The sequence below is a fragment of the Mesorhizobium sp. M1A.F.Ca.ET.072.01.1.1 genome (assembly GCF_004023325.1).
GTDB lineage: Bacteria > Pseudomonadota > Alphaproteobacteria > Rhizobiales > Rhizobiaceae > Mesorhizobium.
This window is the reverse complement of the sequence record NZ_RZSF01000205.1, coordinates 1-12,123: the sequence shown is the minus strand read 5'-3', so window position 1 is coordinate 12,123 and position 12,123 is coordinate 1. Positions and strand designations below refer to the sequence as shown.

Below are 12,123 nucleotides of genomic sequence, written 5' to 3'. Positions count from 1 at the left end.
GCCCGACACCAGGCCGACTAGGTCCAACTGCTCGGACAAGGTCTGGTAGACGCTTGCTCGCCCGGTCAACTTCACCCACTTGGCGTCACCGCCGAGACCGGCGACTTCCGTTGTGCCTGTGATGTAAAGACCCTCGTGCGGATTCTTCATGTCGTCGATGGTATTGTAAACCAGACCGAGGCTGACCGACGACTTGGTCCATGGGCTCTCGGCGACGCCGTCGCGGATGGCCTGGGAGATCGTGCACTTGGACGGATCGTAGACGCCGCTGGTCAAGCAGCCATCGGCGATCGAATACTTCTCCTGCGAGATATTATACGCCAGCTGCGTCGAGATGCTGTCGGTGATCGGCAGGCCGAAGCGAATGGTCGCGCCCGTGACGTCCGTATCGTAGTGGTTGTACTCGCGGGTCGACTTGTAGATGTCGAAGCCCGCCGCGATGCGCCGGCCGAGAAAATACGGCTCGGTGAAGGAGATCGCATAGTCGCGCGAGTTCTTGCCGCCGCCGGCCGACAGCTTGATGTACTGGCCGCGGCCAAGGAAGTTGCGCTCGGTGATCGAGCCTTCGACGGACGGACCCGGCGTGTCGCCGCCGGTCGAATAGCCGGCGCCGACCGAGAACTCACCGGTCGACTTCTCGACCACATCGACCACCAGGACGACCTGGTCCGGAGCGGACCCGGGGACGGTCGAGATGTCGACTTTTTCAAAATAATCCAGAGCTTCCAGCCGCTTCTTCGCGCGCTGGATAAGCACCTGGTTGAACGCGTCGCCTTCGCTGACATCGAATTCGCGCCGGATGACATAGTCGCGCGTGCGGTCGTTACCGCGGATTTCGATACGCTCGATATAAGCCTTGGTACCCTGGTCGATGGTGTAGACGACCGAGATTGTATGATTCTCGAAATTGCGGTCGCCGCGCGGCGTCACCTGGGCAAACGCATAGCCTGAGCCGGCGACCTTTTCAGTGAGCGCAACAATCGTGTCCTCGACGTCCTTGGCGTTATACACATCGCCCTTGTGCGTCTGGACCACCGATTCCAGCGACTTTGAGTCGACCTCGGGAATCGTGCTCTCGACACTGATGTCGCCGAAGTTGTAGCGCTCGCCTTCCTGCACGGTGATGGTGACCGTGTATTTGTTGGTGGCTTCGTCCAACTCACCGACGGCCGAAACGACCTGGAAATCGGCGTAACCGTGATTGTAGTAGAAGCGGCGCAGCAACTCCTGATCGGCGCGCAGTTTGTCCTCGTCATAGACGTCGTCGCGCAGCACGAACGAAAGCCAGGACGAACGCTTGGTGTTGATGACGTCCGACAGGCGACGGCTGGAAAAAGCGCTGTTGCCGACGAAATTGATCGCCGCGATCTGCGTGCGCGCGCCTTCGTTAATGTTGAAGACCACGTTCACGCGGTTGTCGCCGAGGTCCATGATCTGGGTGGTCACGGCGGCATCGTCGCGGCCGATACGCCGATAGGCGGCCTTGACCGCCTCGACGTCGGCGTCGAGCGCCTGCTGCGAGAAGGTCGCGCGCGGCTTCAGCTGGACAGCGGCCTGAAGCGCGTTGTCCTTGAGCTTCTTGTTGCCCTGGAACAGGACCTGGTTGACGACCTTGTATTCGGAAACCTTGACGACCAGGGTCGAGCCGACCTGATTGATCTGGACGTCCGAGAACAGCCCGGTGCCGAACAGCGCCTTCACGGCGCTATCGATATCGGCGCTTGAAAACGCCTTGCCGGGCTTGATCGCGATGTAATTGCGGATGGTTTCGGCATCGACACGCTGGTTGCCGCTGACCTCGACCCTACTGACCACTGCTGCTTCGGCTACCGATGTGGCAACGAACTGCACTGCGAGCGCGCCTGGCAAAACCAGGGCGGCGGACAAAGCCGCCGCGGACGCGGCGCTCAGAAACTTGGATGCTGCCTTCATCGGGCTTTTGTACCTTTTTCTCGTAGTCCCCACGGCGAGAAAACCGGACGTGCGGTATTTTCCCTTACCGTATTAACCGGATTTCCCCTACACGCAAGGCTCCCGGTTAATTTGTATTTACTTAACCCTGTTGCGTGGCTTTCGTGTCACGCATATCCCCACGCATGGTAAACGGCGTCTCAATATGGATGGAGCCGAAGCCAAATTCCTTCATGATTTCAGCACCCAAACAGATCATTCCAAAAAACGAAACCCATAAATCCGAGCACCAGAAGGAGACCGGTCCGGTAGGCCATCTCCATCATCCGCTCCGACACGGGCCGCCTTATGACGGCCTCCACGCCGTAGAACAAGAGGTGGCCGCCGTCGAGAGGGGGAATCGGTAGCAGATTGAGAATCCCTATCCCGACTGACAGGAATGCAACAAGCTGCACCAGCCACTCGAAGCCGAGTTTGGCCGCCTGACCCGACATTTTCGCGATCTTGATCGGGCCGCCGAGTTGGCATTTGTCCTCGCGCCCGACGACGAAACGTTGCAGAAATTGCCCGGTGCGCTCAATCACATGCCCGGTTTCCTCGACAGCCGCCGCCAGCGCGCCCGCGGGCGTGTAGGAAACCAGTCGCGGCTGCCCGAGTTCGGCGTTGTTGGCCACGCCGATGATCGCGACCTTGACCTTGTTGCCCAGCGCATCCTGCTGCTCCATCGGTTCCGGTGTCGCGGTGACGGTGATTTCCTTGCCGTCGCGCAACATGGTGAAGGTGATGGCATCGCCGGCGCGGCCCGAAACCAGGCGTTGAACGTCGGCGAAGGTCTCCACCTTGTTGCCGTCGACTCTGACGAATCGGTCGCCGGGCTGAATGCCCGCCCGCGCCGCCGGGCTGCCGGCGCTGACTTCGGCCACCATCGGCTCCATCACCGGGCGGCCGTAGAGCGAAAACAGCACCGCGAACACGGCGATCGTCAGCAGGAAATTGAACAGCGGCCCGGCGACGACGGTCGCCGCGCGTTTCCAGATCGGCTGGGTGTGGAAGGCGACCTCGCGCTCGGCTTCGCTCAGCGATTCGAGGTCTTCGGTGCTCGGCTGGCTCGATGTCGCGTTCATGTCGCCGACGAATTTGACGTAGCCGCCAAGCGGAATGACGCAAAGCTTCCAGCGGGTGCCGTGGCGGTCGTTGAAACCAAAGAGCTCCGGGCCGAAGCCGATGGCAAAAGCCTTGACGCCGATGCCGCACCAGCGGCCGATGAGGTAGTGGCCCATCTCATGCACGAACACCACGACGGTGAGCACGAACAGGAACGGCACAAGGGTGCCGAGGACAAAGCCCTGCGTGCTGAAGATCGCGTGAAGAATCTCGTTCAAGTCATGCCCTCAAAATTCGCCCAGCGCGACAGTCCGCCGCGACTGTGGCATCAATCCGGGCGAATCCGTGGCACGCGTCGTTTTCGCCCATTGGCGACGCCAGTCAGTTCGGAAACAGCCCCATTGCCGGATGGTCGGCGCCCGCCGCAATCCAACCGATGACGTACAGGGCGAACGAAGCCGCGACAAGCCCGTCCACCCTGTCCATGACCCCGCCATGGCCGGGAATGAGATTGCTCGAATCCTTGCAGCCGTGCCGGCGCTTGACCCAGGATTCGAAAAGATCGCCGATCTGCGAGACGATCGAGAGCGCCAAGGCGACGAGGCCGAGCATAGTGAGATTGCCGGCCCCGGCGGCGATTGCCAGCACCGATCCGGCAGCGATGCCGCCGACAGCGCCGCCAAGCGCGCCGCTCTGCGTCTTGCCGGGCGAGATCGATGGCGCAAGCTTCGGGCCGCCGACCCTGCGGCCGACGAAATAGGCCGCTATGTCGGTCGCCCAGACGACCGCGAACAGGAAGAGGATGGCGATCAATCCTGAGTGGCTGTCCCCGCGCAGATAGGCGAGCGACAAGCCGGACAACGACGCGTATGCCAGCCCCGAGGCCTCCCACTGCGCTGCTCCCCGCAGCCGCGCGGCAACAGCGACGATAGCAGTGATGGCTGCGACCAGAAGCAGCAGCCAAAGTGCCGGCAGGCCGGCGATCAGCACGCCGATGAAGACGAGAATCAGCACTTCCGGCAGAAAGCCGAGCGTCGCACCGTTCTCAGCGCGCGACATGCGCGTCCATTCGTAGAAGATCAACGCCGCGATCGCCGCACAGAACAGGCGGAACGGCAGCCCGCCGAGCCAGGTGAGCACAAGTGTGGCGGCTGCCATCACGATGGCCGAGATGACACGCTGCTGGAGATTGCTCATCGATGCCGCGCTACAAGGCGACGTCGCGGGCGGCGAGCCCGCCGAAACGGCGTTCGCGGCCGGCAAAGTCGCGCAGGGCGTCGGCCAGGTGCTCCCGGCTGAAGTCCGGCCAGTAGCAAGGCAGGAAGACAAGCTCGCTATAGGCGGCCTGCCACAAAAGAAAGTTCGACAGCCTGAGCTCGCCGCTGGTGCGGATCACGAGGTCTGGATCGGGAATGCCCTCGGTGTCGAGCGAGCCGGCAAAGCTGTCCATCGTGATGGCGTCGCTTGTCATGTCGCCACGAGCCACGGCATCGGCGAGCTTGCGCGCGGTGCGCACGATCTCGTCGCGCCCGCCATAGTTGAAGGCGATGACCAGCGTCAGCGCCTCATTGCCGGCGGTCAGCGATTCGGCCTCCTGCAGCAGGCCTCTGATGTCCGGCTGCAGCCCCTCCCTGTCGCCGATCACCCTCACCCGCACGCCGTTTTGGTGCAGCTCGGCGAGATCGCGGCGGATGAAGAGCTTCAGGAGGCCCATCAGGTCGCTGACCTCGGATTTCGGCCGCGACCAGTTTTCAGAGGAGAAGGCGTAGACCGTCAGATAGGAGATGCCGAGCTCTGGTGCGGCGCGCACCGTCTTGCGCAAGGCTTCGACGCCGGCGCGGTGGCCGGCAAGCCTCGGCATGCCGCGCGCCTTGGCCCAGCGTCCGTTTCCGTCCATGATGATCGCGACATGCGCGGGGGTTGTCATGGTCTCGCTTTCGAGCCGGTGAGAAACCGACCCTAAACCTGCATGATTTCAGCTTCCTTATCGGAAAGCAGGTGATCGATGGTGCTGATCATCTCATCGGTCAGCTTCTGAACCTGGTCGGAGCGCTTGCGATGATCGTCTTCGCTGATCGTGCCGTCCTTTTCCGCCTTTTTGAGGAAATCCATGCCGTCGCGACGGACATGGCGAACCGCGACGCGGGCGTTCTCCGCATAGCCGTGCGAGATCTTGACCAGTTCCTTGCGGCGCTGCTCGTTGAGTTCGGGCAAAGGAATCCTCAGATTGGTGCCGTCGACGATCGGATTGAAGCCAAGATTGGCCTCGCGGATAGCGCGGTCGACGGCGCTCACCATCGATTTGTCCCAGACCGAGACCGAAATCATTCGCGGCTCGGGCACCGATACATTGGCCACCTGGTTGATGGGCATCGTCGTACCGTAGGCATGGACCTGGACGGCGTCGAGCAGGTTGCTGGAAGCGCGGCCGGTGCGCAGCGAAGCGAGATCGTGCTTGAAGGCCGCGATCGCCCCGTCCATGCGCCGCTTGAGATCGTCGTACTCGCCACTCATGATCATCTCCTCGACCCGTTCGCCGGGTTCACTGCTTGTCTTCTAGTCTCGTCCGGGACCGGCGATCATTCAGCCGTCTTCGGCCCCAGTCAATTGTCCGCGACGATGGTGCAGCGGCCGCCGCCTCTTAGAATTTCGCCGAAACCACCTTTTTCGTGGATCGAGTAGACGATTATCGGAATGTTGTTTTCACGCGCAAGTGCAATCGCGGCCGTATCCATGATCGTAAGCCCGCGTTTGATGACTTCGGCATGACTTATGCGGTCGAAGCGCACCGCATCCGGATCCTTCTTCGGGTCGGCCGAATAGACGCCGTCGACCTGGGTGCCCTTGAACAGCGCGTCGGCGCCGATCTCGGCGGCGCGCAGCGCTGCGGCCGAATCGGTGGTGAAGAACGGATTGCCGGTGCCGCCGGCAAAGATCACCACCTTGCCCTGGTTCATATAGGCGGTCGCCTGGCGCTGTGAAAAACTTTCGCAGAGTTCCGGCATGGCAATGGCCGCAAGCACTACGGCGTCGACGCCAATTTTGTTCAGCGAGGTGCGCAGCGCCAGCGAGTTGATGACGGTGGCGAGCATTCCCATGTGATCGCCGGTGACGCGGTCGCCGCCCTTGGAGGCGACGGCCACGCCGCGGAAGATGTTGCCGCCGCCGATCACGACTCCGACTTCGACGCCAAGCGCCCGCGCCTCGGCAATGTCGGCTGCGATACGGTCGACGACCGAGACGTCGATGCCGAAATGCTGTTCCCCCATCAAGGCTTCGCCCGAAGCTTTCAGCAAGACACGTCGATAGAGGGGCTTCACCGTCATCTGGTTCCTCGAAAAATCTCGGCGCGGGCAAATCTGGAGGCGAAAGGCGCCTCGCTTCGCCTGGCGGCGCTGGCACGATGGTTCGACCCGATACACGAAGGGCGCGGCGATGTCACGCCGCGCCCTCGCGCAAAATTCCAGGCTTTTCCGATCAGTTGCTGCTGATGCTGACCGCCTCGCCTTCGATCAGGACCGGCAGCGAATAGCCGGACGGCTTGTCGCCGGTCACGACGCCGCCGGCCACCCTGACCTGGATCTCGGGTCCAAAAAAGGAATGCGGGAACGGCGAGGGCGCAAGGCTCACCGAATCGAGCCGCTTGCGGAACTCGGCAGGGATTGAAAAGTCGAGCGCCCGCAGATTGTCCTGCAACTGGGCAAGTTTCGTCGCGCCGAGGATGACGGTGGCCACACCCGGCTGCGCCGCAACCCAGTTCAGCGCCACCTGCGCCATGCTTCGATCGAGTTCGGAAGCCACCTTCTCGAGTTCCGTAACGATCGCCCAATTGCGTTCGCTGAATTTCTGGAAACCCGGATGCGTGGTGTTGCGGAACCCGTCGAGCCGGCCGGCATTGCCGGCCTGCGCCGGGCGGTATTTGCCGCTGAGCAGGCCGCTGGCCAGCGGACTCCACACCATCATGCCGGCGCCGTGACGCGAGGCGAAAGGCGCGAATTCATGTTCGATCGAGCGCTCGGCGAGCGAATATTCGAGCTGCAGGGCCGAGACCGGCTCATAGCCGCGCAGTTCGGCGATCGCCTGCGCCCGCCCGGCATACCAGGCCGGCACGTCGGAAAGACCGATATGGCGTACTTTGCCGGCACGCACCAAGTCGTCCAGCGTGCGCAACACCTCCTCGGCCGGCGTCAGCCTGTCCCAGACATGCATGAGGTAAAGATCGATATAGTCGGTTCCGAGCCGCTTCAGCGAAGCGTCCACCGCGCGCATGATGTTCTTTCGGCCATTGCCGCCGGCATTCGGATTGCCGGGTTCCTTGTTCATCGTGAATTTGGTGGCGATCACCGCCTTGTCGCGCAAGCCGCGCTCGCCGACGAATTCGCCGAGCCAGGTCTCTGCGGTCCCGTCCGTGTAGAGGTCGGCCGTGTCGAAGAAATTGCCGCCGGCCTCGACATAGGCGTCGAACATGGCGCGGGCGGTTTCCCTGTCAGCACCCCAGCCCCATTCGGTGCCGAAGGTCATGGTGCCCAGCGCCAGCCGGCTGACGCGCAGGCCGCTGTTGCCAAGCGTGTAGTAGTTCATGCTCATGACGTGTTCCGATCGTGTTTGGTATGGGCTTATTGGCCAGGCGTCGCTTTCACCCAGGGATTGCCCCGCTCATGCGTCATGCGGAACGTGAAGCTGTCGACCTTCCAGCCTTGACCCGATCGGGTCAGGCGATGCTCATAGGTGCCCCAGACCTCCCAGAGCGGATCGCCATTGCCGTCCATCCTGTTCCAGGCATAGCCGTTGGAACGGACGGTCGCCGTATCGGCCTCTATTTCGACCTGATGGTTGGTCCGCAGGTGCAGGCTCGTCTTGCTGCCTTTGAGATTGGCAGCCCAGGCGCCGATCAGATCGTCGGAGGCGACCGTGGCCGCGGGCTGTCCGGAAAGGCTGCTGAAGTCGGCGGTGACCCGGTCAGCGAAGTAGCTGCGGGCGAGCTTCCAATCCTGCGCATCGACGGCGCGGTCAATGGCGTCCGCGATACGGATGACGGCGCGCTCGTCGGCGAGCGCTTGCCAGCCCATTGGTTCGGCTCCGCCGGCATCGACCGGCGCCAGTGCCAGTCCTGCCGCGAAGGCCACGTGTCTCAAAGCATTCATGTTTTTCTTCTCCTTGCGCATCGCGCCCCACCGCCGATGTGTTTGGCGACAATGTGGACCACCTTGACGGCATCGATAAGATTGCATTGTTCGCAAGGACTATGCGATGTTATTCATGAATGGATCGAGATCTGCTGACGCATCTGCCGGTGATCGTCGCCGTGGCTCGGCGCGGCGGCTTCGCGCTTGCCGCGGCCGAGCTCGGCATGAGTCCGTCGGCCGTCAGCCATGCGGTGCGGCTGGTGGAAGAGCGCATCGGCCAGCCGCTGTTTGCGCGCACAACGCGCAGCGTTTCGCTGACCGAAGCCGGCAAGGCGCTGGTGGAGACCGCGGCCGCTGCCCTGCAGGACATCTCCGAGCGCATCGACCGTATCCGCGGCGTCAAGGGCAGGCCCTCCGGCCTGCTCAGGATCAATGCGTCCAATATCGCGATCCCCCTGGCGGTCACGCCGGTGATCGCGGCCATGGCCGAACGCTATCCGGAGGTAACGGTCGAGGTCTTCGCCGACCAGGCCCTGGTCGATATCGTCGGCGAGGGTTTCGATGCCGGCATCAGGCTGGGCGAGATGATCGCACAGGACATGATCACCGTGCGGCTTACGCCTCCCTTCAAGGCGGTGGTTGTCGCCTCGCCCGCCTATGTCGAAAAGCACGGCCGTCCCCGCGCCGTGGCCGATCTCGCCAAGCACAATTGCATCGGCTACCGGCTTGTCCGCGCCGGCGGGCTCTATCGTTGGGATCTGAACGAGCACGGCAAGGATGTCGTGGTCGAGACGCGCGGCACGGCCATCGTCACCGATTCGCTTGCGGCGATCGATCTTGCGCTTGCTGGCGTCGGGCTCGCCTACGTATTCGAGCCGCTGGTGCGCGCCGATCTCGCCGCGGGTCGTCTGGTCCAGATCCTGCCGAAGACGGCGATCGAGGAGCCAGGCCTGTTCCTCTATTTTCCGCGCCGGGCATCGATGGCGCCGAAGCTCAGAGCCTTTATCGATACCGCTCAAGAGATCGGCCGGGCATCCATGCGGACACCCGGCCGAGTTGCCTGAGCTCGTGAGCTCTTCACCTCAAGGGAAACGCTAAGCGCTCCCCAGGATCGGAGCTATTTCTTGACCGCGGCCGCGACTTCAGCCGCGAAATCGGTCGTTTCCTTCTCGATGCCTTCGCCCAGCGCGAAGCGCAGGTAAGCGGTGATCTTGGCCGGCGCGCCGATCTCCTTCTCGGCATCCTTCAGCGCCTTCTCGACGGTGATGTCGGGATTGAGCACGAAGGCCTGCTTCAGGAGCACGACCTCTTCATAGAACTTGCGCAGCCGGCCCTCGACCATCTTCTCGATGATCGCTTCCGGCTTGCCGGACTGGCGGGCCTGGTCGGAGAAGATCGCCTTCTCGCGCTCGATCAGGGCCGGGTCGACTTCCTCGGCAGTCAGCGCAACCGGGTTGGTGGCGGCGACATGCATGGCGACCTGGCGGCCGAAGGCGTTCGCCGCATGCTCATTGCCGGTAGTCTCGATCGCGACAAGCACGCCGAGCTTACCGAGGCCATCCGCGACGGCATTGTGGACATAGGTCGCCACCGCGCCATGCGGGACAGTGAGCTTGGCCGAGCGGCGGAAGCCCATGTTCTCACCGATGGTGCCGACCGCGTCCTTGATGGTGTCGGTGACCGACTTGTCGGAGCCCGGATACTTGGCCGCGGCAACCGCTTCGGTCGTGCCATAGGCGAGCGCCACCTTGGCGACGTTGGCGACGATTTCCTGGAAGGCGGCGTTGCGCGCGACGAAGTCGGTCTCGGAATTAACCTCGACGACCGCAGCTTCGCGAACACCGGAATCGACGCCGATCAGGCCTTCCGCCGCGGTGCGGCCGGCCTTCTTGTCGGCCTTGGAGATGCCCTTCTTGCGCAGCCAGTCGACGGCCGCTTCCATGTCGCCGTTGGTTTCGTTCAACGCCGCCTTGCAGTCCATCATGCCCGCGCCGGTCAAGTCGCGGAGTTCTTTGACCTGTGCAGCCGAAATGCTCATTGTCGCCTCTTTGTTTCAAAAGCGCCGACGCACCATCGAATCCCGATGATGCGCCCGGCAAAAGCGCTTTAACGCGCCATCTTATTGGAAAGATGAAGGCCGAAGCCGGCCTTCGTTTTTCAAGCTTCCGGAGCTTCAGTGGCCGGAGTGTCGAGCGCCGGTTCGACCGGAGCCTCGGCCGACGCGCCGATGTCCATGCCGAGCGCGCCCTGCTGCCGGGCGATGCCGTCGATCGCAGCCTTGGCGATCAGGTCGCAATAAAGCTGGATCGCGCGGGCCGCGTCGTCATTGCCGGGGATCGGGAAGTCGATTTTGTCCGGGTCGCAGTTGGAATCGATGATGGCGACGACCGGGATGCCGAGGCGCTTGGCCTCGAGGATGGCGATCGCCTCCTTGTTTGTGTCGATGACGAACATCAGGTCCGGCGTCGAGCCCATGTCCTTGATGCCGCCCAGCGCCTTGTTGAGCTTCTCGCGCTCGCGGTCGAGGTTGAGGCGCTCCTTCTTGGTGAGGCCCTGGGCCTCGCCGGCCAGCGTCTCGTCGAGCTTGCGCAGGCGTTGGATCGAATTCGAGATCGTCTTCCAGTTGGTCAGCATGCCGCCCAGCCAACGCGAGTTGACGTAATACTGGGCCGAACGCTGCGCGGCGTCGGCGACGATGTCCGAAGCCTGGCGCTTGGTGCCGACGAACAGCACACGGCCGCCCTTGGCGACGGTGTCGGAAACCTGCTTCAGGGCCTGGTGCAGCAGCGGCACCGTCTGCGACAGATCGATGATGTGGATGTTGTTGCGGGCGCCATAGATGTAGGGCGCCATCTTCGGGTTCCAGCGGTGGGTCTGGTGGCCGAAGTGAACACCAGCTTCCAGAAGCTGGCGCATGCTGAAATCAGGCAGAGCCATTCCTTAGTTCCTTTCCGGTTGGCCTCCACGGACACAGGCATTTCGGACTTATGTCCTGATGCCACCGGAGGTTTCAGCCGGATTTCTCCCGGGCAGACACCAAAGTCCGTGTGTGGAATGAGCGCGCATATAGAGGGGAAGTCTCGTAAACGCAAGCGAGCCACCGGAAAACGCCCTCACCTGCGGCGATCCGCGCACTTATGCATGTCGCCCAGAAGTGTTCGGCGGTTCTGGGACAACGACATGCATCAAAACTCCGTCAGCGTCGGGTCTTGCCGTTCGGCACCCTGACGCGGCGGAAGACGGCGACAATCTCCTCGCGACTGCATTCGACCGCGCCAAGCCGCACGGCGCGGTCGCGCTCAAAGCCGGTGATATCGTAATGCGGCGCCGAAGTCTTCGGCGGCCCCTGATAGGACGAGCGCTTGAGGCCGAGTTCGGCGGCAAAGCGGTGGAGCTCGTCGGTGTCGTCGGCGAGCAGATGGCACCAGCGATGGCCGGCCCATTTCCAGATCGCCGCATCGACATAGACAGCCATCGAGCTTGCCGCACTCCAACCGACATCGGCGGCCCGCTCACAATCATCCCGGGCCGACGCGAAGTCAGCGATGATAGAAGGGATTCGGATAGGAAATGAAGCCGCCGGCGGCTTCAAGTTCGGTCACGATTCTCGACACCGCTTCCTGCATCCTTGAGCGCAGCACGGCGAGCGCCTCTTCGACCGAACCATCATAGGCATGAAGCGCCAACGGCTCGGGCACGCGGATGTGAGCGCAGCGCGGCCCGGCGGGCTGCGGAATGAAGCGGTTGATCGAATCGCGCAAGTTGCCTTTGCAATAGTCGTTGCGGATGCGCTTCAGATGCTCGGCGATCTCCTCCTGGGTTATCGTCTGATTGGCGAAGGCCCAGGAGCCGACGCGCTGGACGCGCTGGATCGTTTCCGCCAGTTTTCGCACGCGTTTCTGCTCATCCGCATCAGCCTTGCCCTCGCGCAGCCACCGGCGTGAACGCCGCAGCAACTCGGCCAAATCGAGGTCGGGTTCGG

At 62.9% G+C, this 12,123-nt stretch carries 11 protein-coding genes and 2 pseudogenes; 1 reads left to right on the top strand and 12 read right to left on the bottom strand.

The genetic code is table 11. The features are described 5' to 3' along the window. The 8 genes and pseudogenes from bamA to EOA32_RS24275 all read right to left on the bottom strand — a co-directional run. A partial coding sequence (gene bamA / locus EOA32_RS24310; RefSeq protein ID WP_128373088.1) for an outer membrane protein assembly factor BamA occupies positions 1 to 1,932 on the bottom strand: 1,932 nt, incomplete at its 3' end. 218 nt (positions 1,933 to 2,150) lie between these two features. After that, the gene (gene rseP, locus EOA32_RS24305; protein ID WP_128373087.1) at positions 2,151 to 3,293 is read right to left on the bottom strand and encodes an RIP metalloprotease RseP; all 1,143 of its coding nucleotides are present in this window, start codon (positions 3,291 to 3,293) and stop codon (positions 2,151 to 2,153) included. Between the two features lie 103 nt (positions 3,294 to 3,396). Then, entirely contained in the window at positions 3,397 to 4,212 is an 816-nt protein-coding gene (locus tag EOA32_RS24300; RefSeq protein WP_128373086.1) for a phosphatidate cytidylyltransferase, read from the bottom strand. Between the two features lie 10 nt (positions 4,213 to 4,222). Continuing rightward, positions 4,223 to 4,954 (bottom strand): annotated as a pseudogene (locus EOA32_RS24295) (isoprenyl transferase); the annotation flags it as partial. A 20-nt stretch (positions 4,955 to 4,974) separates the two neighbouring features. Continuing rightward, a complete protein-coding gene (frr, locus tag EOA32_RS24290) occupies positions 4,975 to 5,529 on the bottom strand; it encodes a ribosome recycling factor (RefSeq protein ID WP_082980388.1) in 555 nt (184 codons plus the stop codon). Between the two features lie 89 nt (positions 5,530 to 5,618). Next, positions 5,619 to 6,341 (bottom strand): UMP kinase, encoded by a 723-nt coding sequence (pyrH, locus tag EOA32_RS24285; protein ID WP_128373085.1) that lies wholly within the window; start codon positions 6,339 to 6,341, stop codon positions 5,619 to 5,621. A 151-nt stretch (positions 6,342 to 6,492) separates the two neighbouring features. Beyond that, a complete protein-coding gene (locus EOA32_RS24280; protein ID WP_128373084.1) occupies positions 6,493 to 7,602 on the bottom strand; it encodes an aldo/keto reductase in 1,110 nt (369 codons plus the stop codon). Positions 7,603 to 7,631: 29 nt separating this feature from the next. Then, entirely contained in the window at positions 7,632 to 8,159 is a 528-nt protein-coding gene (locus EOA32_RS24275) for a nuclear transport factor 2 family protein (RefSeq protein ID WP_128373083.1), read from the bottom strand. 119 nt (positions 8,160 to 8,278) lie between these two features. Here EOA32_RS24275 and EOA32_RS24270 point away from each other — a divergent pair, with 119 nt between their 5' ends. Beyond that, entirely contained in the window at positions 8,279 to 9,205 is a 927-nt protein-coding gene (locus EOA32_RS24270; RefSeq protein WP_128373082.1) for a LysR family transcriptional regulator, read from the top strand. Positions 9,206 to 9,258: 53 nt separating this feature from the next. On the opposite strand, the gene tsf is transcribed toward EOA32_RS24270, so the two are convergent. The 4 genes and pseudogenes from tsf to EOA32_RS24250 form a co-directional block, all read right to left on the bottom strand. After that, entirely contained in the window at positions 9,259 to 10,179 is a 921-nt protein-coding gene (tsf, locus tag EOA32_RS24265; RefSeq protein ID WP_095827775.1) for a translation elongation factor Ts, read from the bottom strand. A gap of 119 nt (positions 10,180 to 10,298) precedes the next feature. Next, positions 10,299 to 11,078, bottom strand: coding sequence for a 30S ribosomal protein S2 (gene rpsB, locus EOA32_RS24260; RefSeq protein ID WP_059188654.1), 780 nt, complete (start codon positions 11,076 to 11,078; stop codon positions 10,299 to 10,301). 259 nt (positions 11,079 to 11,337) lie between these two features. Further along, positions 11,338 to 11,616, bottom strand: coding sequence for a DUF4031 domain-containing protein (locus EOA32_RS24255; protein WP_067319872.1), 279 nt, complete (start codon positions 11,614 to 11,616; stop codon positions 11,338 to 11,340). Positions 11,617 to 11,680: 64 nt separating this feature from the next. Then, positions 11,681 to 12,123 (bottom strand): annotated as a pseudogene (locus EOA32_RS24250) (hypothetical protein); the annotation flags it as partial.